The sequence below is a fragment of the Streptomyces sp. NPDC001508 genome, assembly GCF_040298665.1.
Taxonomy (GTDB): Bacteria; Actinomycetota; Actinomycetes; order Streptomycetales; family Streptomycetaceae; genus Streptomyces.
Genome location: NZ_JBEPAP010000053.1, coordinates 13,152 through 36,186, shown reverse-complemented (window position 1 = coordinate 36,186; position 23,035 = coordinate 13,152). Strand labels below are relative to the sequence as shown.

The following is a 23,035-nucleotide window of genomic DNA, read 5'->3' as shown; positions in this document are numbered from 1 at the left end:
CCGGCCCGGCGCCCGCAGCCGTCGGGCGGCTCCGGCAGGGGCCGGGTACCCGGGGCTCCCCGGGCGACACGGAGCACCGCGAACCTCGCGCCGTACCCGGCGGCGCCGGCCGGAGACCCCCGTGCCGCGCAGGGGGCGGGTTCGACGGTCCGCTCCCCCGGGTACTCGAAGGCGCGGCCCCGTTCCACCAGGAAGGCACACAGATGGCTCACTTCGGATATTTCCTGTCCTGCGAAGAAAATTCCTGCCGCGGCTGCGCGGCTGACGCGTCGGACGGATGGTGGCAGCCATGGACGGCACCGCGAAGGCGGCGGGTTGCGCCCTCATCGTGATCGACATGATCAACACATACGACCACGAGGACGCCGAACTGCTGGTGCCCTCCACACGGCGGGTGGTGCCCGTCCTCGCGGACCTGATCGGCCGGGCCCGTGCGGCACAGGTGCCGGTCGTGTACGCGAACGACAACTTCGGGCTGTGGCGTTCCCATCACGGAGAACTGCTGGAGAGCGCGCTGTCCCGGCCCTACGCCGACCTCATCGAGCCGATCAGGCCCGACGACGAGTCGCTGTTCGTCGTGAAGGCCCGCCACTCGATCTTCTACGAGACACCCCTGTCCTATCTGCTGTGGCGCCTGGGCGCCGGACACGTGGTGCTGAGCGGCCAGGTCACCGAGCAGTGCGTGCTCTACTCCGCGCTGGACGCGCACATCCGCCATCTGGAGGTCACCGTGCCACGGGACGCCGTCGCCTCCATCCATCCGCGGCTGGCGGACGCGGCCCTGGAAATGATGGAGCGCAACATGGGGGCACGGATCGTCATGGCGCAAGACATCGCATTCCTGGGTACCCGTTGGCCCGTATCCGACGGACACCAGCCGGGAGGCCGAGCATGAGCGAACCCGTCCTCGAAGCGCCCGCGGACCGGCTGGTCGCGGCGCTGCGTGCCGAGACCGACGCCGAGGTCCGCTTCGATCCGGGCACCAGGGGCGCCTACGCCACGGACGGCTCCAACTACCGGCAGGTCCCCCTCGGCGTGGTCGTGCCCCGCACGGTCGAGGCCGGTGCCCGCGCGGTCCAGGTGTGTGCCCGGTTCGGGGCGCCCGTGCTGTCCCGGGGCGGAGGCACGAGCCTCGCCGGTCAGACGACGAACACGGCCGTCGTGATCGACTGGAGCAAGTACTGCCATGCCCTGGTCTCGGTCGACCCGGACACCCGTACGTGTGTGGTGGAGCCCGGGATCGTCCTGGACGAACTCAACCGGCGCCTGGCCGATCATGGGCTGCAGTTCGGTCCCAAGCCGTCCACCCACAGCCACTGTGCGCTGGGCGGCATGATCGGCAACAACTCCTGCGGGGCGTCCGCTCAGGCGTACGGCAAGACGGTCGACAACGTGCGCCGTCTGGAGGTGCTCACCTACGACGGCCTGCGCATGTGGGTCGGCCCGACCTCCCGGGCCGAGCGGGCGCGGATCGCCGCCGAGGGCGGTCGCCGGGCCGAGATCTACGAGGGTCTCGACCGGCTCGTCGCCGGGCACCTGGCGGACATCCGGCGCGGCTACCCGGACATCCCGCGCCGGGTCTCCGGCTACAACCTCGACTCGCTGCTGCCGGAGCGCGGCTTCGACGTCGCGCGGGCCCTGGTCGGCAGCGAGGGCACCCTCGTCACCGTCCTGCACGCCGAACTCGACCTCGTCCCCGTGCCGCCCTACCAGTCGCTGCTGGTCCTCGGCTACGACGACATCTGCCGCGCCGCCGACGACGTACCGCGTCTGCTGGAGCACGGTGCCCCGACCCAACTGGAGGCCCTGGACGGGCGGATGGCCCAGCTCATGCGCGAGGAGCACGCCTACCTGGACTCCCTCGACGCGCTGCCCGACGCGGACAGCTGGCTGTTGCTGCAGTTCAGCGGCGACAGCCAGGAGGAGGCCGACGACCAGGCACACCAGTTGCTCAAGGCGACCGGCCGCGGGGAGAAGGACCCCTCCGTCGCCTTCTCCGACGACCCCGACCGCGAGCAGCAGATGCTCAAGGCGCGGGAGGCCGGCCTCGGCGTGACGGCCCGGCCGCCGGACGACCGCGAGACCTGGGAGGGCTGGGAGGACTCCGCCGTCCCGCCCGACCGCCTCGGTGACTATCTGCGCGACCTGAAGCGGCTGTTCGTGGAGTTCGACTACGACCATCCTTCCCTGTACGGCCACTTCGGGCAGGGGTGCGTGCACACCCGCATCCCGTTCGGGCTGCGCACCGCGGACGGGGTGGCGGACTTCCGACGCTTCGTGGAACGGGCCGCCGACCTCGTGGCCGCCTACGGAGGTTCCCTGTCCGGCGAGCACGGGGACGGCCAGGCCCGGGGCGAGCTGCTGACCCGCATGTTCGGCGCACCGCTCGTGACCGCCTTCGGGGAACTGAAGGCGCTGTTCGACCCCGGCAACCGGATGAACCCGGGCAAGGTGGTCGACCCGCACCCGGTGGACGGGCAACTGCGCCTCGGGCCGGCCTGGCAACCGGCGTCGAACGACACCCACTTCGGCTATCCGGAGGACGACTACTCCTTCACCCGGGCCGTGTTGCGCTGTGTGGGCATCGGCAACTGCCGCAGCCACCGGGGCGGCGTGATGTGTCCCTCGTACCGGGCCACCCGGGAGGAGGAGCATTCCACCCGGGGACGTGCCCGGTTGCTGTTCGAGATGCTGGACGGGCATGCGGACTCGGCGGTCACCGACGGCTGGCGCTCCACCGAGGTACGCGACGCCCTCGATCTGTGCCTGGCCTGCAAGGGCTGCAAGTCGGACTGCCCGACCGGCGTCGACATGGCCACGTACAAGGCGGAGTTCCTGGCCCACCACTACGCCGGCCGGCCACGGCCCGCCGCCCACTACTCGATGGGCTGGCTGCCGCTGTGGGCCCGGCTGGCACGGCCGGCCCCGGGACTGGTCAACAGTGTGCTGCACGCACCCGGACTCGCCGGTGCGGGCAAACGGCTGGCCGGCGTGGCCGGCGACCGGCAGGCACCGGTGTTCGCCGGTGAGTCCTTCCTCCAGTGGTGGCGGGCCCGCCGCCCCGATGAGCCGGACCCGGCGGATCCGGCGGCGGTGGTGCTGTGGCCGGACACCTTCAGCACCTACTTCCACCCGTCCGTCGCGATCTCGGCGGTCCGCGTCCTGGAGGACGCCGGCTTTCGCGTCACCGTACCCAGCGCACCCGTCTGCTGTGCTCTGACCTGGATCTCCACCGGCCAACTGGCCACGGCGAAAAGAGTGTTGCGCCATACGCTGCGAGTCCTTGGCCCCTACCTGGACGCGGGCACGCCCGTCGTCGGCCTGGAACCCTCGTGCACGGCCGTCTTCCGGGCCGACGCCCCCGAGCTGCTGGCCGGCGCCCCGGACGCCCGCCGGCTTGCCGGGCAGGTCCGCACCCTCGCCGAACAACTCCTGCGCGCGGACTGGCGACCGCCGCGGCTGGCCCGGCACGCGACGGTGCAGACGCACTGCCACCAGCACGCCATCATGAAGTTCGACGCCGACCGTGAACTGCTGCGCCGCGCCCACCTGGACGCCGACGTCCTCGACGAGGGCTGCTGCGGGCTGGCCGGCAACTTCGGCTTCGAACGAGGTCACCACGAGGTCTCCCTGGCCGTCGGCGAGCTGGGCGTCCTGCCCGCCGTCCGCGCCGCCGCACCCGACGACGTGCTGCTGGCGGACGGCTTCAGCTGCCGCACCCAGATCGAGCAGGGCGACACCGGCCGCCGGGCGCTGCATCTGGCCGAGGTGCTGGCCCTCGGACTCGACGGCCCGCTGCCCGGCGACCGGCCCGAGCGGCTGGCCCGGCGCCCCCGTGTCCCCTCCGCCCCGGCCCGGTGGGCGACCACCGCGGGCGCCGGCACGCTGGCCGCCACGGCCGCCACGGCCGCCGTGAGCCTCGTACGCCGGCTGCGCCCGTAGCCCCAGGTCACACCTGGTCCCGTAGTCATACGCCCCTTGCGGAAAGGATCCGACCATGTCGACGAAGGTCTCCGACTACCTCCTCCAGCGGCTGCGCGAGTGGGGCGTGGAGTACGTCTTCGCCTATCCCGGAGACGGCATCAACGGCCTGCTCGCGGCCTGGGGACGCGCGGACGACAACCCACGGTTCATCCAGTCGCGCCACGAGGAGATGTCCGCGTTCGAAGCGGTCGGCTACGCCAAGTTCTCCGGCCGGGTCGGCGTGTGCGCCGCCACCTCGGGACCGGGCGCCATCCATCTCCTCAACGGCCTGTACGACGCGAAGCTGGACCATGTGCCCGTGGTCGCCGTGGTCGGGCAGACCAACCGCAGCGCCATGGGCGGCTCGTACCAGCAGGAGGTCGACCTGGTCAGCCTGTACAAGGACGTCGCCTCCGACTTCTGCGAGATGGTCACCGTCCCCGAGCAGCTGCCGAACGTGCTCGACCGGGCCCTGCGCACCGCCCTGGCCCGCCGCTCGGTGACCGCCGTGATCGTCCCGGCCGACGTCCAGGAGCTGGACTACTCCCCGCCCGAGCACGCCTTCAAGATGGTTCCCTCCAGCCTGGGCATGCCGCACTACGCGCCGGTGCCCTCCGACGAGGACCTGCAGCGGGCCGCGGACGTGCTCAACGCCGGCGAGCGGACCGCCATGCTGATCGGGCAGGGCGCGCGCGGGGCCCGTCCGGAGGTGACGACGGTCGCCGAACGGCTCGGCGCCGGCGTCGCCAAGGCGTTGCTGGGCAAGGACGCCCTCGATGACGAGCTGCCGTATGTGACCGGCGCGATCGGCCTGTTGGGCACGCGGCCGTCGTACGAGCTGATGCGGGACTGCGACACCCTGCTCGTCGTCGGCTCCTCCTTCCCCTACACCCAGTTCATGCCGGAGTTCGGGCAGGCACGGGCCGTACAGATCGACATCGACCCGCACATGGTCGGCCTGCGCTACCCCTTCGAGGTCAACCTCGTCGGCGACGCCGCCACGACGCTGCGCCGGCTGCTTCCGTTGCTCGAGCAGGCCGACCGTCCCGCGTGGCGGAAGAAGGTCGAGGACAACGTCGCGCGCTGGTGGGAGGTGATGGAGCGGCGCGCCGCCGTGGAGGCCGATCCGATCAACCCGGAGTACGTCACGCACGCGCTCGACGGTCTGCTCCCGGAGAATGTGATCCTCAGCTCGGACTCCGGGTCCGCCGCCAACTGGTACGCCCGCCATCTGAGGCTGCGCGGTGCCATGCGCGGTTCGCTGTCGGGCACGCTGGCCACCATGGGGCCGGGGGTGCCGTACGCCATCGGGGCCAAGTTCGCGCACGGCGACCGGCCGGCGATCGCCCTCGTCGGCGACGGGGCGATGCAGATGAACGGCATGGCCGAGCTGATCACCATCGCCAAGTACTGGCGGGAGTGGGCGGACCCGAGGCTTGTCGTCGCCGTGTTCAACAACCGGGACCTCAACCAGGTCACCTGGGAGATGCGGGCCATGGCGGGCGCCCCGCAGTTCCTGCCCTCGCAGTCGATCCCCGATGTGGCCTACGCCGACTTCGCCCGTTCCGTCGGGCTGACCGGGCAGCGCGTCGAGAAGCCGGACGAGGTGCGCGGCGCCTGGGAGGCCGCGCTCGCCGCGGACCGGCCCTGCGTGCTCGACTTCGTGACCGATCCCGCCGTACCGCCCATTCCGCCGCACGCCACCCTCGACCAGATCGAGGCCGCCGCGACGGCCGTCCTCAAGGGCGACAGCGACCGTGCCGCGATGGTCAGGCAGGGGTTCAAGGCAAAGGTCCAGGAGTTCCTGCCCGGCGGCCGGCACGGGACGAGCGGACGATGACCACCGAGTCGCCCGTACGACGGCCGAAGCGCCCCGCCGGCGCGGTTCTTCGGGGCGTCGCCGAGGGCGGAGGTGTCACCGTTGCCGGTCCCGTTCGTGGCCCGGTGGCCGCCCGCGGATGTCGCCGCCGGAGACCGGCCGGGCGCCGCGGGAGCGGATCGATGGGGCGCCGTCCGTCGGCCGTGCCGGGGAAACCGGCCGCTGGGCCGAGCCGCGACATCCAGGAGGGCCCGGCCCTTCATGACTCGCTGAGAACAGCACCGGAGGAATCGACCATGCCGCAAGTCGTCGTCATCACCGGAGCCAGCGCCGGTATCGGCCGTGCCACCGCCCGTCTGTACGCGCGGCGCGGCGCCGCCATCGGCTTGATCGCACGTGGCCGCGGCGGGCTGGACGCGGCGGCGCGGGACGTGGCGGCCCTGGGCGGGCGCCCCTTCATCCAGCAGGCGGACACCTCGGACGCCGGCCAGGTCTCGGCCGCCGCCGAAGCCGTCGAGCGGGCCCTCGGCCCCATCGACGTCTGGGTCAACTGCGCCTTCACCAGCGTGTTCGCGCCCTTCACCGAGATCAGCGCGGAGGAGTACCAGCGGGTGACCGACGTGACCTATCTGGGGTTCGTCAACGGCACCCGCGCGGCGCTCGCCCGCATGCTGCCGCGCGACCGCGGCACCATCGTGCAGGTCGGCTCCGCCCTGGGCGAGCGGTCGATCCCGCTCCAGTCCGCCTACTGCGGCGCCAAACACGCCATCAACGGCTTCACGTCGTCCGTGCGCCTGGAACTGCTGCACCGGGCGAGCAATGTGCACATCACGATCGCCCAGATGCCCGCGGTCAACACCCCGCAGTTCTCCTGGGTCAGGTCCCGGCTCTCCCGTCATCCGCAGCCGGTACCGCCGATCTACCAGCCCGAGGTCGCAGCGCGGGGCGTCCTGTACGCCGCCGACCACCCCCGACGCAAGCAGTACTACATCGGGGCCAGCACCGCGGCGACCGTCTGGGCCAACAGGATCGCCCCCGCCCTCCTCGACCGTTATCTGGCCCGCACGGGCTTCGACTCCCAGCAGACCGACAGCCCGGCCCCGACCGGAGCGGACAATCTGTTCAGCCCGTCCGACGGAGCGGCCGGCAGCGACTACGGCGCCCACGGCGTCTTCGACGAGAGGGCGCATCCCCACTCCGCCCAGGCCGCCCTCGCCCGGCACCCCGTGGTCACCGCCGCCACCACGTCGGTGGGCCTGGCCGCCGCGGCCGTCGGCTTGGGGCGACGGCTGAGCGGCCGGGCCCGGCAGGGTCACCGACTCGCACGGTGAGGCGTTCCCCGCGCGGCTCGCACGGTGAGGCGTTCCCCGCGCGGCTCGCACGGTGAGGCGTTCGGGCGGGGCGTCGGGCCGGGGCGGTCAGCCGACCTTGCGGCCCCGCAGGGGTTCGGTGTCCGCCCCCATGCCCGCTCGCAGCCCGCCCAGGAACTCCCGTACCACTTCCGGCGCGGTGTGTTCCGGCTCCCAGCCCAGCTCGCGGCGGGCCCGGCCGCAGTCCATCAGGGGCAGCCGCAGAACCGCGTCGAACAGGTGGGGGGACGCGGGCAGCAGATGCAGCCCCCAGGCCGCCGCGATCGCGGACCGGGCCGCGGTGCGGGGCAGCCGGACCGGGCGCAGGCCGAGCATCTGGCCGAGCCGGCCGGCGTCCAGCGGCGGTTCGGCGGCGAGGTTGAAGGCGCCCCGCGCACCGCTGTGCCGCAGGGCGAGCTGAAAGGCGCGGGCCGCGTCGTCCGTGTGCAGTGCCTGCACCCGCAGACCGGGCACATCCGGCAGGAAGGGCAGCAGATCGGGGCGGAGCAGCGGGCCGGGCAGGAACCGGCCGCCGAAGATACGCCGCTGTTCGCTCGCGGACTCCCGCTTGAACAGGAACGCCGGCCGCATGCGGACCACCCGGATCTCGGGGTGGTCGTGTGCGAAGGCGTCCAGCGCACGCTCCAGATAGGCCTTCTCCCGGCAGTAGGCGGCGTCCGGCCAGCCGTGTGTCGGCCAGGACTCGTCCACCGCCCGGTCCTTGGGGCCCGGGGAGTAGGCGCCGACCGACGAGGCGTGCAGCAGCACCGGTACCCGGGCCGCGGCCACCGCCTCGAACACCCTGATGCTGCCGAGCACATTGGTCTGCCAGGTCTTCGCCGGATCGTGCGTCGGCTGGAACGCCCACGCCAGATGGACCACGGCGCCGGCTCCCCGGAACACCGGGGCGAGATCGGCCTGCTCGGACGCGATGTCGACGGTGTGCCATTCGGTCCTGTCGGGTGCCCAGCCGGGCGTGCGCCGTGCGACACCGCGCACCCACTCGACCCGCGGGTCCCCGCTGAGCAGGCGCACCACGCTCGTCCCCAGATTCCCGGTCGCGCCCGTGACCACGACGCCACCGCCCGTTTCGCTGCTCATCTGTGACTCCTTCGGGTGTGAGGGTGCACGTCACAGCCGAACCGCAGGGAGGCCGGTTCGGCTGTGACGGCGTCGGCGGCCGCCCGGGGCTGCGGGCAGGGCACTCCCGTCAGCGGCCGAGCGCGTCCTCCAACTCCTTCTTGCTCATCGAGGAGCGTCCGTGGATGTTCCGCTTCCTGGCCTCGTCGTACAGCTGGTCCTTCGTGGGGCCCTGCGCGCCGCGGTGCGAACGCTGCCCACCGCGCTCGTACGACGATTTGGGGTCACGGGTCGAGGCCCTGCCGGCGGTCTTCGACTCGCCCGACCTGGCCCTCTCCTTGTTGACCGTGCGCGCGGCGATCTCCTTGGCCCGCCTCGTCGACTCGCCGCGGTCCTCCGCGCTCTTCTTGATGTGCTCGTACTGTCGTTCCCGTTTGGAACTGGATCCGGCCGGCATGGTGCCTCTCCTCTTCGGCGTACCGGGCGTGCTGCCCGCTCACGTGGTCGTTCGGGGGACGAGTTCCCCCAAGGAGCGGCCCGACGCGTGGGGCCCGCAACGGGCCGTCAGAGCGCCGAGCCGGGATCCTCGGGCCGGATCCGTCCGCGCCAGGCACCGCTCTCGCCCTCGCGGCCTTCGATGTACTCCTTGAAGCGGCCCAGGTCTCCCTTCACCCGGCGGTCGATCAGGCCCAGCGCGTCCGCGCCCTTCTCGGCGATGCCCTCGGGCTCGACCTCCATCGTGAGTTCCACCCGTGTGTGCGTGTCGTCCAGCCGCTCGAACCGGACCGATCCCCGCTGGCGTACGTCGCCGGCGATGGCGCGCCAGGTGATCCGGTCGTCCGGGAGCTGGTCGACGATCTCGGTGTCGAACTCGCGCCTGATCCCGCCGATGCTGGAGGTCCAGTGGTTGTGCCGGTCGTCGAGCTGCCTGACCTCCTCGACGCCCTCCATGAAGTTCGGGAACTCCTCGAACTGTGTCCACTGGTTGTAGGCGGTACGAACGGGAACGTCGACCTCCACCGATTTGCTGACGGTGCTCATGTCTTCCTCCTTGCCGTCGGCCGGTCGCGCCGGACTGCCGGCGCACCATGTGTCCACGGGAGACCGGGTACCCACCCGCGCGGACGACACGACACATGTCGACGGGTGGACGAAATCTCACGGAACCCGTCCCGCCCCGGCCCGGTTCCCACGGGGGTTTCGCCGGGTACCCGGTCGTGACCCGGGGCCGGCCCATGGCCCCCACCGCCGGGAGGCGTGATGGCGCAGGTGCGGCGAGCGGCCGTGTTCGACGTGGACGGAACCCTGGTCGACACCAACCATCTGCATGTGGTGGCCTGGTGGGAGGCGTTCCGCCAGGCCGGGCACCGGATCACCGCGCACGCCGTCCACCGGGCGGTCGGGCTCGGTTCCGCCGACCTCGTCACACATCTGCTGGGCGAGGCACGGGCCGAGGGCGAGGCGGCTCATCTCAGCAGCGCCCACAAGGTGCTCTACGCCGAGTACTTCGAGCGGCTGACCGCGCTGCCCGGTGCGGGACGTCTGCTGCGGCGCCTGGCCGAGGACGGCTGGCGGGTCGTGCTGGCCACCTCGGCGGCCGGCGACGAACTGTCCGCGCTGCGGCGGGCGATCGACGCGGACGACGCCATCACGGCGACGGCCAGTGCCGATGACGTCACCGAGGGCAAGCCCGCGCCGGAACCCGTCGAGCGGGCGCTGGAGCTGGCGGGCGTCGCGGCGGAGCGTGCGGTGTTCGTCGGCGACACGGTGTGGGACATGCGGGCGGGCCGGCACGCGGGGGTGCGCTGTGTGGCACTGCTCTGCGGCGGCATACCCCGCGCCGATCTGGAGGAGGCCGGCGCCGACGCCGTCTTCCAGGATCCGGCGCATCTGCTCCGCGCACTGCCGCACAGCCCCTTGGCGTGACCGGGGGCGCGCCGTCCCCTGTCCCGTTACCTCCGCCGTGCGGGGGTACTCGGACGGCGCCGCCGGTGCCCCGGCGTGCCCCATGTGTCGTCGATCGCCCCGGGAGCAACGGTGAAAGCACTGGTCGTCAGCTGCACGCTCAAGAAGTCGCCCGAGCCTTCGAACACCGAGGCGCTGGCCGCGGTGGTCGCCGGGCGGCTGGCCGAGCGCGGGGTGGCGGTGGAGCAGGTCCGGGCCGTGGACCTGGACATCGCGCCGGGTGTGGTCACCGACGCGGGCGACGGCGACCAGTGGCCACAGGTGCACGACAAGCTGCTGGAGTCGCAGATACTGATCATCGCCTCGCCCACCTGGCTGGGCCGGCCGTCCTCGGTGGCGCAACGCGTTCTCGAACGCATGGACGCGATGCTGTCCGAGACGGACGAGGAGGGGCGGCCCGTCGCCTACAACCGGGTGGCGGGCGTGGTGGTCACCGGCAACGAGGACGGCGCCCACCACGTCATCAGCGAGATCTCCGGGGCGCTCGCCGACATCGGCTACACCGTTCCCGGTCAGGCCTGGACGTACTGGCATCTCGGCCCGGGGCCGGGGCCCGACTATCTTCAGGAGCGGCGCGGTCGTGGCTGGGCGCACCGCACCGGTCGCACCATGGCCGACAACCTGTGCGGCGTGGCCCGGGCGCTGTCCTCCCTGCCGTTGAATGCGGCCGGGTGACCCGGATGACGCAGACATCCCCGACGACAGCCGACACCCTCACCGCGTCGTGGCCCCGCTGCTGGGTGCCCCGGGGTGTCTACGCCCCGCAGGCCGACACCCGGCTGCTGCGGCGGGCCATGCGCCGTGAGGGGATCGCGAGCGGGGCGGACGTCCTGGACCTGGGCACGGGCAGCGGAGTGCTCGCCGTGGAGGCGGCCCGGCTGGGCGGTCGCGTCACCGCGGTGGACATCTCCTTGCGGGCGGTGGCCGCCGCCCGGTTCAACGCCCTGCTCAACGGGCAGACGGTGCGCGTGCGTCACGGCGACCTGGCGTCCGCCGTGCCGGGCTGCCGCTTCGACCTCGTGGTCGCCAACCCGCCGTACGTACCCGCACCGGGCGGGCTGCCCCGCGGGGGCCCCGCGCGGGCCTGGGACGCCGGGAGCGACGGCCGTGCCCTGATCGACCGGGTCTGCGACGCCGCCCCGGCGCTCCTGCGGTCCGCGGGAGCGCTGCTGCTGGTGCACTCGCATCTGTGCGGCGTCGAAAACACCCTGGGCCGTCTCGAAGCGGCGGGGCTGCGTGCGGCCGTCGTCGACCGGACCCGGCTGCCGTTCGGGCGGGTGCTGCGCTCGCGGCTCGCCTGGCTGCGCGAGCGGGGACTGGCGGACGGCGATACGACCGAGGAGCTGGTGGTGATCCGTGCCGAACATGTCTGAACGCCCGCGCCGTATCCGCGTCCAGCGTGACGGGCCCCTGCTGGTGGAGGGGCCGGTCGAAGTGGTGGGCGAGGACGGTGAGGTGATCGTCTCGAAGCGTTTCCTGGTCGCGGTCTGCACCTGCCGCCGCAGCCGGATCTTTCCCTGGTGCGACACCAGCCACCGCCATCGGGACAGGCGGCACGGCGGGGGCGATGGCGTATGACGGCCACGCCCGCTCGGCGGCACGCCCCGCCGGGCCCGCCGCCGCTGCCCGAGCCGCGCGGTGCGCTGTCGGCCGCGGTGCTGGCCGCACTGCGCGGAGCGGGGCCCGGCCGCCTGCCGGTCCCGGTGACGGGTTCCGCGTACGGCGACGATCTGCACCTCGCGCTGTATGTCCTGTACGAGCTGCACTACCTGGGCTTCGCAGGCGTACCGGACCGCCTCGAATGGGACAGCGGCCTGCTGGCGCTGCGCGGCGCCATCGAGGAACGCTTCCTCGGTGCCCTGCGCTCCGACGTGCCGGTCGCGGGCACCGACACGGCCGCGCGTGCGCTGGACGAACTCCAGCTGGAACCGGTCGGTGACACCGACGGCAGTGTGTCGCACTATCTGCGCGGCGAGGGCACGCTGCGGCAGCTGCGCGAGTACGCGGCGCTGCGCTCGCTGTACCACCTCAAGGAGGCGGACCCGCACGCCTGGGTCATCCCCAGGCTGCGCGGGCGGGCCAAGGCGGCCATGGTCGCCGTGGAGTTCGACGAGTTCGGCGCCGGCCGCGCGGACGAGATCCACGCGGAGCTGTTCGCCGATCTCATGGCCGACCTCGGGCTGGACACCGCGTACGGGCGCTATGTCGACAGCGCTCCGGCCGAGGCGCTCGCGACGGTCAATGTGATGTCGCTGTTCGGTCTGCACCGGGCGCTGCGCGGTGCGCTCGTCGGGCACTTCGCCGCCGTGGAGGTGACCTCGTCCCCGGCCTCACGCCGGCTCGCCGAGGCCCTGCGCCGGGTGGGGGCGGGGCCGGCGGCCGTGCGGTTCTACTCGGAGCACGTCGAGGCGGACGCGGTGCACGAACAGGTGGTGCGGCACGATGTCGTCGGCGGGCTGCTGGAGAGCGAACCCCGGCTGGAGGACGACGTGGTGTTCGGGATCCGTGCGACCTCGCACCTCGAGGACCGGCTCGCGGCCCGGCTGCTGGGCGCGTGGCGCAGCGGCGCCACGGCCCTGCGCGGGGCAGGGCCGTCTCCGCTCTGAGTCCTCTCGGCGGCCGGGTCCTCGGCGGGGCGGGTCAGGTCGCGCCGCCGCCCCCGCCGCCGAAGGACCCGCTGGAACCGGACCGCCAGCGCGGCCGGTCCTGGTTCCCGCTCGGCCGGTCCGGCGTGTTGCCGAGTTCATGGGGCGTGGGCCGGTGGCCTTCACTCACCCGGGGCACCTCGCTGGGTTCACGCATCTGCCGTTCCTCACCCACCGGCCCCGACCGCGGCGGCCTTTGCCGCGCGGTGGACCGCTGCGGCATCTGCTCCCGTCGCAGCACCCTGGTCCCCAGCCGTACCGACCACACCAGTGCGGCCGTGACGAGCAGCCCGCAGACGACGATGACGATCTTCCCGGCCGTCGATCCCGCGGCGGCCATGTACTGAAGTGTCGTGTCCATCAACGCCGAGTACCCGGCCTTGTGCCGCCGGATTCAGGAAAGCGTGGCGGAACCGGCATTCATCACTGTCACCGGTAGCGTCGTCACACAGAGGAGTCGCCGGTTTCCCGTCCGTCGGGCGGAGCACTCGCCCGGTGCTGTCCGCTGTCGGCCGGGTTGAGGAGGGCCATGACCGAAGTGCCACAACGCCTCGGCGAGGGCGAAGGGGGCACGTCTTCGCCGACCGCCACCTCACTGGGGCGGACGCTGCTGGGCTGGGCCTCCACGACCGACCACAAGGTGATCGGCCGGCTGTACATGGTGACCTCCTTCTGCTTCTTCCTTCTGGGCGGGCTGCTCGCGCTCGCCATGCGCGCCGAACTGGCCCGTCCGGGGCTGCAGTTCATGAGCCAGAACACCTACAACCAGCTCTTCACGGTGCATGGCACCATCATGATGCTGCTCTTCGCGACGCCGATGTTCGCCGGGTTCGCGAACGCGGTGATGCCGTTGCAGATCGGCGCCCCGGACCTGGCGTTGCCCCGGCTCAACGCGCTGTCGTACTGGATGTACCTGTTCGGCGGGCTCATGGTCGTCTCGGGGTTCCTGGTGCCGAGCGGCGCGGCCTCGTTCGGCTGGTTCGCGTACGCCCCGCTCAACAGCGCCTACCACTCCCCCGGCGCCGGCGGTGACCTGTGGGCCATGGGCCTGGTGGTGACAGGTGTGTCGACCACGCTGAGCGCGGTCAACTTCATCACCACGATCCTGTGTCTGCGTGCCCCGGGGATGACGATGTTCCGGATGCCGATGTTCACCTGGAACGTGCTGTTCACGTCCATCCTGGTGCTGCCCGCGTTCCCGGTGCTCACCGCGGCGCTGCTGGCCCTGGAGTCCGACCGGAAGTTCGGCTCGCACATCTTCGACGCCACCAACGGCGGCGCCCTGCTCTGGCAGCACCTGTTCTGGTTCTTCGGGCATCCCGAGGTCTATATCGTCGCCCTGCCGTTCTTCGGCATCATCTCCGAGATCATCCCGGTGTTCTCACGCAAGCCGCTCTTCGGCTATCTGCCCATGATCGGGGCGACGACCTCGATCACCATGCTGTCGGCCGTGGTGTGGGCACACCACATGTTCGCCACGGGCGCGGTGCTGCTGCCCTTCTTCTCCCTCATGTCGTTCCTGATCGCGGTGCCGACGGGGATCAAGTTCTTCGCCTGGATCGGGACGATGGTGCGCGGGTCCATCTCCTTCGAGACACCGATGCTGTGGTCCCTCGGCTTTTTGGTGTCGTTCCTGCTGGGCGGGCTCAGCGGCGTGCTCGTCGCCTCGCCACCGCTCGACTTCCATGTCACCGACTCGTACTTCGTCGTCGCCCATCTGCATTACGTGCTGTTCGGCACCGTGGTCTTCGCGATGTTCGCCGGATTCTACTTCTGGTGGCCCAAGTTCACCGGGAAGATGCTGAACGAGCGGCTGGGCAAGCTGCACTTCTGGCTGCTGTTCCCGGGGTTCCAGCTGACGTTCCTCGTGCAGCACTGGCTCGGTGAGATGGGGATGCCCCGCCGCTACGCCGACTATCTGCCCTCCGACGGCTTCACCCTCCTCAACACCCTGTCCTCGGCGGGCGCGTTGCTGCTCGGTGTGTCCACCCTGCCGTTCCTCTACAACGTCTGGCACACCTCCCGGTACGGACGGCGCGTCGAACTGGCCGACCCCTGGGGGTACGGGCGGGCCCTGGAGTGGGCCACCGACTGCCCGCCGCCCCGCCACAACTTCGTGGCGCTGCCCCGGGTGCGGTCGGAGTCCCCGGCGTTCGACCTGCACCACCCCGAGGTCGTGCAGCAGGCGAAGCTGGAGGGACGGCAGTGAAGGTGGAGGCCCTGCTGTTCGGCGGTGTGGCCGTCTTCTTCGGCGGTACCGCCGCGCTCTACGGGGCGTGGTCGGGCGATCCGACCGGCACCGCGGCGCTCATCGTCGCGTTCGGCATGGCCGCGCTGGTGTCCTTCTTCTGCGCGGTGCAGTACGCCCGCCGCGGCCGGCGCCCGCAGGACCGCAGGGAGGCGGAGGTCACCGATGCCGCCGGGCCGCTGGAGTTCTTCCCGCCGCACAGCCTCTGGCCGATCGTGACCGCGCTCGGCTTCTCGGTCGCGGCGACCGGTGTGGTCTACGGGCTGTGGCTGTTCCTCATCGGCCTCGGTGTTCTGGCGCGGGGTGTTCTGGGTCTGGTGTTCCAGTACGCGAACCGGGGCGTCGAGCGGGAGGACTGACCGGGATGCGCGGGGCGCCCGGCCGGAAGGATGTGACCGGGCGGTGGCCGGCCTCGTATCCGCCCGCCAGGGTCTGGCGTACCTCGCCGGTCTCCTCACCCTCCGTCAGACGCTCGTGTTCGGCGGCCACGAGGGCGTGGCACAGCGCACGGGTGAGCGCGAAGGCGAGGACGGGCGCCACGATCAGGGCGATCCGCAGCACCCAGGTCAGGCTGTTCACCGAGATACGGAAGGTCGCCGCGATGACGTCGTTGCCGCCGGCCAGCAGCAGCACTCCGTAGAAGGTCACGCCCGCGACGCCGAGACCCGTGCGCACGGGCCGCTCCCGGGGCCGGTCGCACAGGTGCCGCTCCTTCCTCCACTCCCCGGTGAACCGCTGCTCCACAAACGGGTACGCGTACAGGACGAGGAAGAGCAGCGCGGGCAGCACGACGGCCGGCAGGAGGACGTTCCACATGAGGGTGTGCCCGGCGATGGTCGTCTCCCAGGGCGGTACGAGCCTGAGGGCGCCCTCCAGGAAGCCGACGTACCAGTCGGGCTGGGAGCCGGTCGACGCCTGGTCCGGCCGGTAGGGTCCGTACACCCACACCGGGTTGATCTGCGCGATGCCGGCGAGCACCGACAGCACCCCGAAGACGGTCAGGGACAGACCGGCGGACGAGGCCGTGAACCGCGGGTAGAGCGGCTTGCCGACGGCGTTCGCGTTGCTGCGGCCGGGCCCGCGCCACTGGGTGTGCTTGAGGTGGAAGACCAGCATCAGGTGCACCGAGACCAGGGCCACCAGTGCCCCCGGCAGCAGCAGGATGTGCAGGCTGTACAGCCGGGGCACCATGTCGTGGCCCGGGAACTGGGACCCGAACACAAACAGGGCGAGGTAGGTGCCCGCCACCGGAATGGACAGCATGATGCCCTGGGCGATCCGCAGGCCCGTGCCGGAGAGCAGATCGTCCGGCAGCGAATAGCCGGCGAAGCCCTCCGCCAGGGCGATCGCGAACAGCGTGACACCGATGACCCAGTTCAGCTCGCGGGGCCTGCGGAAGGCACCGGTGAAGAAGATCCGCAGCAGGTGCAGGCCGATCGCGGCGACGAAGACCAGCGCGGCCCAGTGGTGCAGTTGCCGGATCAGCAGGCCGCCGCGTACGTCGAAGCTGATGTCCAGGGTGGAGGCGAACGCCGTCGACATGCGCACCCCGCGCAGTGGCCGGTAGGAGCCGTCGTAGACCACATCCCGCATCTCGGGCTTGAAGAAGAAGGTCAGCCACACGCCCGTCAGCAGCAGCAGGACCAGGCTGTAGAGGGCCAGTTCGCCCAGCAGGAACGACCAGTGGTCGGGGAACGCCTTGCGCAGCAGCGGTCCGCCGCCGTCGTACACGGGCAGCCGCCTGTCGGCCGCGTCCGCCAACCGTTCTCCCCGGCGGCGCGCCGCCCCCGGCTCGGGCGCCGTCACGCCGGGTCCGCGGCGCGGCTGACGGTTTTCTCGTGCGGCACACCGTTCACGACAGGCCTCCTCGCGGTGTCACACCCCCTGTTCTCCGGCATCCGTTGCCCGGGGGGTGCGCGACGAGTACCCCGCCCTCGCGAAACACCCGTGCGACAGCGGCCCGGCACCCGATCGGCCGACCGGTAGCCGTGGCGCGCCCACGATCCCGCGGGTACCGGGACCGCGTGTGTCCCGCCGCTTGCGGGGCACCCAGAGTGTTGCCCTGCGTGACGAAGGAGGAAGGACCATGCCCGAGGACCCCACCCGTAAGCATCCCCGCCCCGACTTCCCCCAGCAGGATCAGGAACATCCGGGCTGGACCGGGCCCATGGACCCGCCGCCCGACCACGGCGAGGACTCGTACGAAGGCAGCGGACTGCTCCGGGACCTGACGGCGGTGGTCACCGGCGGCGACTCCGGCATCGGGCGGGCCGTCGCGCTCGCGTTCGCACGCGAAGGGGCCGATGTCCTGTTCACTCATCTGCCCGCCGAGGCCGACGACGCGGCCGAGACCGCCGCCCTCGTGTCGGAGGCGGGCCGCAGGGCCGTCGCCGTCTCCTGCGACATCCGGGAGGAGAGGCAGGTCCGCCGCCTGGTGGAACGTGCCGTCGACGAGTTCGGGCGCATCGACATCCTGGTCAACAACGCCGCCTATCAGATGTCTCAGCCCGACGGTATCCAGGCGATCTCCACCGAGCAGTTCGACCGGGTGGTGCGGACGAACCTGTACGGCATGTTCTGGCTGTGCAAGCTGGCGCTTCCGCATGTCCCGGCGGGCGGCTGCATCATCAACTCCGCGTCCGTGCAGGCGTACAAGCCCAGTCCGCATCTGCTCGACTACGCGATGACGAAGGGCGCCATCGTGACGTTCACGCAGGGGCTCGCGCAGATGGTCGCCGCCGACGGGATCCGCGTCAACGCCGTCGCTCCCGGCCCCGTGTGGACACCGCTGATTCCGGCGACGCTGCCCGACACGGTGGAGTTCGGCAAGCAGGCCCCGCTCGGCCGCCCCGCGCAGCCCGCCGAGATGGCACCCGCCTATGTCTTCCTCGCCTCCGCGCGGGCGAGCTTCATCACGGCGGAGATCCTGAACGCGACGGGCGGCACCCCGCTGCCCTGAGCACGGCGACTGCCGAGTGCCGAACACCGAGAACGGACCGGGGACGGTGGGATGCGGCAGGAACCTGATGTCAGGGATGCAGCAGGGTCTTGATCATGCCGTCCTCCTTGGCCTGGAACATCGCGTACGCCTTCGGCGCGTCCTCCAGCGGCATGTCATGCGTCTTGAAGGTGTCGACGCCGAGCGGATCCTCGTCCGTGAGCAGCGGCAGGATGTCGTCCACCCACCGCCGGACGTTCGCCTGGCCCATGCGGACCTGGATCTGCTTGTCGAACATCGTCATCAGCGGCATGGGGCTGACCGCTCCGCCGTAGACACCGGACACGGAGATCGTGCCGCCCCTGCGGACGAGGTCGATGGCCGTGTGCAGCACGCCGAGCCGGTCCACGCCCGCCTTCTCCATGAGCGGCTGGGCCACGCCGTCGGGCAGGTGCCCCACGAGCCACTGGGCGGCCTTGGCGAACGGGGCGCCATGTGCTTCCATCCCGACGGCGTCGATGGCGGCGTCGGTGCCCCGTCCGCCGGTGAGGTCCCGTACCGCCTTGCCCAGGTCCTTGCCGCTGTCCCGCAGGTCCAGGCAGGTGACCCCGTGGGCCCGGGCGCGTGCCAGGCGTTCGTCGACCAGGTCGATCCCGATGACCAGCCGGGCGCCACGGTGCTGGGCGATGCGGGCGCACATGTCGCCGATCGGTCCGAGCCCGAGCACGGTCACCGTCCCCTGCGGCGGGATGTCGGCGTACTCGACCGCCTGCCAGGCGGTGGGCAGCACATCGGACAGATACACATACCGGTCGTCGGGCGTGCCGTGGGGCACCTTGACGGGCAGCCGGTTGCCGAACGGCACGCGCAGGAACTCGGCCTGCCCGCCCGGCACCTGTCCGTACAGCTTCGTGTAGCCGAACAGCGAGGCGCCGGTGCCGTACTGGTGGACCTGGGTGGTCTCGCACTGCGAATGCAGGCCCTGGTCGCACATGAAACAGTCACAGCACGAAACGTTGAACGGGACCACCACGCGGTCGCCCGGGGCGAGGGCGTGCACCTCGGGCCCGACGTCCGCCACGATTCCCATGGGTTCGTGGCCGAGGATGTCGCCGGACTCCAGGAACGGTCCGAACAGTTCGTACAGGTGCAGATCGGATCCGCAGATGCCGGAGGACGTGACCCTGACGACGATGTCGTCCGGTTTCTCGATCTTCGGATCCGGGACGGTCTCCACCCGTACGTCTCGCAATCCCTGCCAGGTCAGTGCGCGCATCGTCTCGACTCCTCCGCTCACACCTCGCTCGGTCGGCCACGGCGGGCCTCTGCGCTACTCCGAGTCCCCTGCCCGCGGGTTCCGACACGCGCGGGCCGGGTGCGCGCTCGGCACGGCGATGCTCGTTTCGGCCCGGGACCGCGGGTCACTCGTCACGTTCCCCGTCCACGTCGATGCGAGGAATCCCATGAGCCCCTCACAGCCACCTCCCGGCCGTCCCGCACCGCAGCCGCCGCAGATCGAGGAGCCCACCGAGCCGCACGGTCCGCTGCCGCCGAAACCGGATCAGCAGGGGCCGGGCACCTACAGCCCCACCGGGCAGCCCACCGGAGTCGACGAGGCGTCCGTCGCCCAGGCCGGTGAGCGGCACACCACGGCTCAGGGCCTGCGGCTGCCGGACACGGACCACTCCCTGAAGGCCGGTCCGCGCGGCCCCGTACTCCTCCAGGACCACCATCTGCGCGAGAAGATCACGCATTTCGACCACGAACGCATCCCGGAACGGGTCGTGCACGCCCGGGGAGCCGCCGCGCACGGCGTCTTTCGGGGGTACGGCACCGCGTCGAAGGTCTCCAAGGCCGCGTTCCTCGCCGAGGACGTGGAGACTCCCGTCTTCGTCCGGTTCTCCACCGTGCTCGGTTCGCGCGGTTCGGCTGACACTGACGCCGGTGGAGCGCGAACACGTCATCGCGGCCTACACCTTCGAACTGAGCAAGTGCTACGAGCAGGCGATCAGGGAACGCGTCCTGCGGACGCTCGCGCAGATCGACCCGCAGCTGTGCCAGGAGGTCGCGGCCGGTCTCGGTCTGCCCGCTCCGCAGCCGGCCGAGCCGCTCGCCGAGGTCGCACCGAGCCCGGCACTGGCGCAGGTGGGCAGGGAGTGGCCGACCGCCGGCCGGGTCGTCGGCATCGTCGCCGACGACAAGAGCGACCTCGCGGCCGTGCAGGCCGTAGGGCAGTCCGTGCTCGACCAGGGCATGGTGCCGCTCGTCATCGGTCCGACCGGCGGTGCGCTGGGCGACGGCGCGACGGAACCGGTCACCGTGCAGCGGACCTTCGCCGCCGCCCGGTCCGTGGAGTTCGACGCGCTGCTGCTGGCCGGGGCGCCCGCGCCCGCCGCGGACGCCCATGGCAGCCGGGACGCCAAGGCCGCCGGCGGCGGCAACGCGCCGGTGGACCCGCGGGTTCTGCTGCTCGTCGGGGAGGCGTACCGCCATGCCAAGGTCATCGGCGGCTGGAACGGCGCCCGGCAGGTCTACGACGCCCTCGGCATCGCCGCCGACGCGCCGGGCGTGGTGAGCGGGGACGACGGCACGTCCGTGCTGGGCCTCGTCACCGGGCTGCTGGCCCAGCACCGGGTGTGGGACCGTTTCCCGGCGAGGCTGTGACCCGGTTTCGGGCGCGCGCGTCACGGGCACCCGTGCCAGGCTCGAAGCAGAGCCGCAGCGAGGCGGGTAGGGCCGAGGAGCGCGTGCCCTGATCGAGGAGGGCGAGCCATGACCCACAGCGATGTCGGCACAACGCATCGGCCGGGACATGACGCGGTGCACGGCAACCAGCTGTTCGGTCCCCAGCCGAACGTGGCGGGCGCCGCCGGATACCCCGACGCCCCGCCGCGCATGGGTTTCTTCACGGACACCTCCGTGTGCATCGGCTGCAAGGCGTGCGAGGTGGCCTGCAAGGAGTGGAACGCCATTCCGGAGGACGGCCTGGAGCTGACGGGCATGTCCTACGACAACACCCAGGGGCTCGGCGCCGACACCTGGCGCCATGTGGCCTTCATCGAGCAGCGGACACCGGTGCGCCCGGACCCCGGGGACGGACACGAGCACGCCGATGCCGTGGATGCCGTCGATGTCTTCGACGCCGCCCGCGGCCTCGGCGCCTTCCCCGGCGCGACGGCCCCGGCGGCCGGCACCGCGGCCGAGGACGGCCCGGCCGAGCGGATCTCGCCGGTGTCCCCCGACGGCCGCACCGAGTTGCGCTGGCTGATGTCCTCGGACGTGTGCAAGCACTGCACCCATGCCGCCTGTCTGGACGTGTGCCCCACCGGATCGCTGTTCCGCACCGAGTTCGGCACGGTCGTCGTCCAGGAGGACATCTGCAACGGCTGCGGCTACTGCATACCCGCATGCCCCTACGGGGTCATCGACCAGCGCCGGGGCGACGGTCGCGCCTGGAAGTGCACCCTGTGTTACGACCGGCTCGGGACCGGCCTCGAACCGGCCTGCGCCAAGGCGTGCCCGACCGACTCGATCCAGTTCGGTCCCCTGGACGAGCTGCGGGAACGGGCGGCGAACCGGGTGGCACAGCTGCACGCGGCCGGGGCCGGCGAGGCCCGGCTGTACGGGGAGAGCCCGGACGACGGGGTGGGCGGGGACGGCGCGTTCTTCCTGCTGCTGGACGAGCCGGAGGTCTACGGCCTGCCGCCCGACCCGGTCGTCACCACCCGGGATCTGCCGGACATGTGGCGGCACGCGGCCGTCGCCGCCGTCTCGCTCGCCGCGCTGGCGGTCGCCAGTTTCGCCAGGAGGCCACGATGACCGGATCCGATGTGCCGCCCCGCGGGAAGCAGGGTGTCGAGGCCGGCGGGACGGCCGCCGCCACGGCGCCCACGGGGCGCCGCCGACGCCGCCGCGGACGCGGCGAGCAGGCCATGGTGCCCGAGGCCCGGTTCTCCTCGTACTACGGCAGGCCGGTCCTGAAGAAACCGGTCTGGGCGCCGCTCGACATCGCCGGATACCTGTACCTCGGCGGGCTCGCCGGTGCCTCGTCGCTGCTGGCCGCCGGCGGGCATGCCACCGGGCGTTGCGCGCTGGCCAGGTCGGCGAAGCTGGCCGCGGCGGGCGCCATCTCGCTGTCCCTGGTCGCGCTGGTCCACGACCTGGGCCGGCCGGCGCGTTTCCTCAACATGCTGCGGGTCTTCAAGCCGACCTCGCCGATGAGCCTCGGGTCCTGGCTGCTGGCCGGATACGTCCCGCTGACGATGACCGCGGCGGCGACCGACGTCGTGGGCCGCTACCGGCTCGTCGGCTCCGCCGCCACGGGGGCCGCGGCGCTGCTCGGCCCGGCGGTCACCACGTACACCGCCGTGCTGATCGCGGACACGGCGGTGCCGTCCTGGCACGAGGGCCATCGCGAGATGCCGTTCGTCTTCGCCGGTTCCGGCGCCACCGCGGCAGCAGGGCTCGCCCTGGCCGCGGCCCCCGTCGCACAGACGGGCCCCGCGCGCCGGCTCGCGCTGCTCGGGGCGGCCCTGGAACTGGGGTCGTTCCAGGTGATGAAGCGGCGCATGGGGCTGGCGGCCGAGCCCTACGAGCAGGGCGGGCCGCGGGCGCTGATGCGGTCGGCGGAGATCCTCACGGCGGGCGGCGCGGCGCTCGCGGGGTGCGCGGGCCGGCGGCGCAGCCGGCCGCTGGCCGCGGTGGCCGGGGCCGCCCTGCTGACCGGCTCGGCCGCCCTGCGCCTCGGGGTGTTCCACGCGGGGGTGGCCTCCGCCGAGGACCCGAAGTACACGGTCGTACCGCAGCGCGAGCGCCTGCGGGCCCGCACCGGCTGACGGAGGTCCCCACATGGTCAGAGGTCCGCACATGGTCAGGGGAGAGCGGGCACAGGGCGGATACACGCTGGGCGAAGATGCCGTCGGCGCCGTACCGCGGGACAATCGAGCCGAGAAGAGCCGGGAGCGGCCGGAAGACGCCGAGGCCGCGCGGGTCGCCGGCCGCGCGGCGGCCGGGCGGGAGGTGTGACTC

The 23,035-nt window shown here is 72.0% G+C and carries 21 protein-coding genes and 1 pseudogene; 16 read left to right on the top strand and 6 right to left on the bottom strand.

Translation table 11 applies throughout. The features are described from left to right. Positions 1–289: 289 nt before the first annotated feature. The 4 genes from ABT245_RS34110 to ABT245_RS34095 all read left to right on the top strand — a co-directional run bounded on the left by ABT245_RS34110 (position 290) and on the right by ABT245_RS34095 (position 7,113). Positions 290–895, top strand: coding sequence for a cysteine hydrolase family protein (locus ABT245_RS34110; protein WP_351741354.1), 606 nt, complete (start codon positions 290–292; stop codon positions 893–895). Beyond that, on the top strand, positions 892–3,942 hold the full coding sequence (locus ABT245_RS34105) for an FAD-binding and (Fe-S)-binding domain-containing protein (protein ID WP_351741351.1): 3,051 nt from the start codon (positions 892–894) through the stop codon (positions 3,940–3,942). Before ABT245_RS34110 ends, ABT245_RS34105 begins: the two co-directional genes overlap by 4 nt. Positions 3,943–3,997: 55 nt before the next feature. Next, positions 3,998–5,803 carry a thiamine pyrophosphate-requiring protein gene (locus ABT245_RS34100; RefSeq protein WP_351741348.1) on the top strand — a complete coding sequence of 602 codons (1,806 nt, stop codon included), beginning with the start codon at positions 3,998–4,000 and terminating at the stop codon, positions 5,801–5,803. Between the two features lie 275 nt (positions 5,804–6,078). Continuing rightward, on the top strand, positions 6,079–7,113 hold the full coding sequence (locus ABT245_RS34095) for an SDR family oxidoreductase (RefSeq protein WP_351741345.1): 1,035 nt from the start codon (positions 6,079–6,081) through the stop codon (positions 7,111–7,113). A gap of 87 nt (positions 7,114–7,200) precedes the next feature. Here the strand turns inward: ABT245_RS34095 and ABT245_RS34090 are convergent, their stop codons facing one another. The 3 genes from ABT245_RS34090 to ABT245_RS34080 form a co-directional block, all read right to left on the bottom strand. After that, positions 7,201–8,232, bottom strand: a complete 1,032-nt coding sequence (locus tag ABT245_RS34090) for an SDR family oxidoreductase (protein WP_351741343.1) — start codon at positions 8,230–8,232, stop codon at positions 7,201–7,203. A gap of 109 nt (positions 8,233–8,341) precedes the next feature. Further along, positions 8,342–8,668, bottom strand: a complete 327-nt coding sequence (locus ABT245_RS34085; protein WP_351741340.1) for a plasmid stabilization protein — start codon at positions 8,666–8,668, stop codon at positions 8,342–8,344. Positions 8,669–8,775: 107 nt separating this feature from the next. Further along, positions 8,776–9,252, bottom strand: coding sequence for an SRPBCC family protein (locus ABT245_RS34080; protein WP_351741337.1), 477 nt, complete (start codon positions 9,250–9,252; stop codon positions 8,776–8,778). A gap of 228 nt (positions 9,253–9,480) precedes the next feature. Between ABT245_RS34080 and ABT245_RS34075 the strand changes: the two genes are divergently transcribed. The 5 genes from ABT245_RS34075 to ABT245_RS34055 all read left to right on the top strand — a co-directional run bounded on the left by ABT245_RS34075 (position 9,481) and on the right by ABT245_RS34055 (position 12,782). Beyond that, on the top strand, positions 9,481–10,137 hold the full coding sequence (locus ABT245_RS34075; protein ID WP_351741431.1) for an HAD family hydrolase: 657 nt from the start codon (positions 9,481–9,483) through the stop codon (positions 10,135–10,137). Positions 10,138–10,248: 111 nt separating this feature from the next. Beyond that, positions 10,249–10,851, top strand: coding sequence for a flavodoxin family protein (locus ABT245_RS34070; protein ID WP_351741334.1), 603 nt, complete (start codon positions 10,249–10,251; stop codon positions 10,849–10,851). A gap of 5 nt (positions 10,852–10,856) precedes the next feature. Next, complete coding sequence (locus ABT245_RS34065; RefSeq protein ID WP_351741331.1) at positions 10,857–11,549, top strand: HemK2/MTQ2 family protein methyltransferase; 693 nt, start codon at positions 10,857–10,859, stop codon at positions 11,547–11,549. Beyond that, entirely contained in the window at positions 11,533–11,754 is a 222-nt protein-coding gene (locus ABT245_RS34060; protein WP_351741329.1) for a CDGSH iron-sulfur domain-containing protein, read from the top strand. Before ABT245_RS34065 ends, ABT245_RS34060 begins: the two co-directional genes overlap by 17 nt. Beyond that, positions 11,751–12,782, top strand: a complete 1,032-nt coding sequence (locus ABT245_RS34055; RefSeq protein WP_351741327.1) for an iron-containing redox enzyme family protein — start codon at positions 11,751–11,753, stop codon at positions 12,780–12,782. Before ABT245_RS34060 ends, ABT245_RS34055 begins: the two co-directional genes overlap by 4 nt. A gap of 34 nt (positions 12,783–12,816) precedes the next feature. Here the strand turns inward: ABT245_RS34055 and ABT245_RS34050 are convergent, their stop codons facing one another. Next, positions 12,817–13,182, bottom strand: a complete 366-nt coding sequence (locus ABT245_RS34050) for a DUF6479 family protein (RefSeq protein ID WP_351741324.1) — start codon at positions 13,180–13,182, stop codon at positions 12,817–12,819. A gap of 168 nt (positions 13,183–13,350) precedes the next feature. Between ABT245_RS34050 and ctaD the strand changes: the two genes are divergently transcribed. Both ctaD and ctaF read left to right on the top strand, forming a co-directional pair. Beyond that, positions 13,351–15,030 carry an aa3-type cytochrome oxidase subunit I gene (gene ctaD / locus ABT245_RS34045; protein ID WP_351741322.1) on the top strand — a complete coding sequence of 560 codons (1,680 nt, stop codon included), beginning with the start codon at positions 13,351–13,353 and terminating at the stop codon, positions 15,028–15,030. Continuing rightward, complete coding sequence (gene ctaF / locus ABT245_RS34040; protein ID WP_351741320.1) at positions 15,027–15,428, top strand: aa3-type cytochrome oxidase subunit IV; 402 nt, start codon at positions 15,027–15,029, stop codon at positions 15,426–15,428. Before ctaD ends, ctaF begins: the two co-directional genes overlap by 4 nt. Here ctaF and qcrB read toward each other — a convergent pair. After that, positions 15,346–16,830 carry a cytochrome bc1 complex cytochrome b subunit gene (gene qcrB / locus ABT245_RS34035; RefSeq protein ID WP_351741318.1) on the bottom strand — a complete coding sequence of 495 codons (1,485 nt, stop codon included), beginning with the start codon at positions 16,828–16,830 and terminating at the stop codon, positions 15,346–15,348. The genes ctaF and qcrB overlap by 83 nt on opposite strands. Before the next feature lie 325 nt (positions 16,831–17,155). On the opposite strand from qcrB, the gene ABT245_RS34030 reads away from it, so the two are divergent. After that, positions 17,156–18,028: an SDR family oxidoreductase gene (locus ABT245_RS34030; protein ID WP_351741315.1), complete on the top strand. Its 873-nt coding sequence runs from the start codon at positions 17,156–17,158 to the stop codon at positions 18,026–18,028. 70 nt (positions 18,029–18,098) lie between these two features. On the opposite strand, the gene ABT245_RS34025 is transcribed toward ABT245_RS34030, so the two are convergent. Beyond that, positions 18,099–19,283 (bottom strand): alcohol dehydrogenase catalytic domain-containing protein, encoded by a 1,185-nt coding sequence (locus ABT245_RS34025; RefSeq protein WP_351741313.1) that lies wholly within the window; start codon positions 19,281–19,283, stop codon positions 18,099–18,101. A gap of 187 nt (positions 19,284–19,470) precedes the next feature. On the opposite strand from ABT245_RS34025, the pseudogene ABT245_RS34020 reads away from it, so the two are divergent. The 4 genes and pseudogenes from ABT245_RS34020 (at position 19,471) to ABT245_RS34005 (ending at position 23,032) form a co-directional block, all read left to right on the top strand. After that, positions 19,471–20,671: pseudogene (locus ABT245_RS34020) on the top strand (catalase). A gap of 108 nt (positions 20,672–20,779) precedes the next feature. Continuing rightward, on the top strand, positions 20,780–21,826 hold the full coding sequence (locus tag ABT245_RS34015) for a 4Fe-4S dicluster domain-containing protein (RefSeq protein WP_351741310.1): 1,047 nt from the start codon (positions 20,780–20,782) through the stop codon (positions 21,824–21,826). Then, complete coding sequence (nrfD, locus tag ABT245_RS34010; protein WP_351741308.1) at positions 21,823–22,842, top strand: NrfD/PsrC family molybdoenzyme membrane anchor subunit; 1,020 nt, start codon at positions 21,823–21,825, stop codon at positions 22,840–22,842. The genes ABT245_RS34015 and nrfD overlap by 4 nt, the downstream gene beginning before the upstream one ends. Before the next feature lie 13 nt (positions 22,843–22,855). Next, positions 22,856–23,032, top strand: coding sequence for a hypothetical protein (locus ABT245_RS34005; protein ID WP_351741305.1), 177 nt, complete (start codon positions 22,856–22,858; stop codon positions 23,030–23,032). Positions 23,033–23,035: the final 3 nt, after the last annotated feature.

Excerpts from the sequence above, each read along its gene's own strand:
- ABT245_RS34110 (WP_351741354.1), top strand. The coding sequence starts at position 290 with ATGGACGGCACCGCGAAGGCGGCGGGTTGCGCCCTCATCGTGATCGAC.
- ABT245_RS34105 (WP_351741351.1), top strand. The coding sequence starts at position 892 with ATGAGCGAACCCGTCCTCGAAGCGCCCGCGGACCGGCTGGTCGCGGCG.
- ABT245_RS34100 (WP_351741348.1), top strand. The coding sequence starts at position 3,998 with ATGTCGACGAAGGTCTCCGACTACCTCCTCCAGCGGCTGCGCGAGTGG.
- ABT245_RS34095 (WP_351741345.1), top strand. The coding sequence starts at position 6,079 with ATGCCGCAAGTCGTCGTCATCACCGGAGCCAGCGCCGGTATCGGCCGT.
- ABT245_RS34090 (WP_351741343.1), bottom strand. The coding sequence starts at position 8,232 with ATGAGCAGCGAAACGGGCGGTGGCGTCGTGGTCACGGGCGCGACCGGG.
- ABT245_RS34085 (WP_351741340.1), bottom strand. The coding sequence starts at position 8,668 with ATGCCGGCCGGATCCAGTTCCAAACGGGAACGACAGTACGAGCACATC.
- ABT245_RS34080 (WP_351741337.1), bottom strand. The coding sequence starts at position 9,252 with ATGAGCACCGTCAGCAAATCGGTGGAGGTCGACGTTCCCGTTCGTACC.
- ABT245_RS34065 (WP_351741331.1), top strand. The coding sequence starts at position 10,857 with ATGACGCAGACATCCCCGACGACAGCCGACACCCTCACCGCGTCGTGG.
- ABT245_RS34055 (WP_351741327.1), top strand. The coding sequence starts at position 11,751 with ATGACGGCCACGCCCGCTCGGCGGCACGCCCCGCCGGGCCCGCCGCCG.
- ABT245_RS34050 (WP_351741324.1), bottom strand. The coding sequence starts at position 13,182 with ATGGACACGACACTTCAGTACATGGCCGCCGCGGGATCGACGGCCGGG.
- ctaD (WP_351741322.1), top strand. The coding sequence starts at position 13,351 with ATGACCGAAGTGCCACAACGCCTCGGCGAGGGCGAAGGGGGCACGTCT.
- ABT245_RS34030 (WP_351741315.1), top strand. The coding sequence starts at position 17,156 with ATGCCCGAGGACCCCACCCGTAAGCATCCCCGCCCCGACTTCCCCCAG.
- ABT245_RS34025 (WP_351741313.1), bottom strand. The coding sequence starts at position 19,283 with ATGCGCGCACTGACCTGGCAGGGATTGCGAGACGTACGGGTGGAGACC.
- ABT245_RS34015 (WP_351741310.1), top strand. The coding sequence starts at position 20,780 with ATGACCCACAGCGATGTCGGCACAACGCATCGGCCGGGACATGACGCG.
- nrfD (WP_351741308.1), top strand. The coding sequence starts at position 21,823 with ATGACCGGATCCGATGTGCCGCCCCGCGGGAAGCAGGGTGTCGAGGCC.
- ABT245_RS34005 (WP_351741305.1), top strand. The coding sequence starts at position 22,856 with ATGGTCAGAGGTCCGCACATGGTCAGGGGAGAGCGGGCACAGGGCGGA.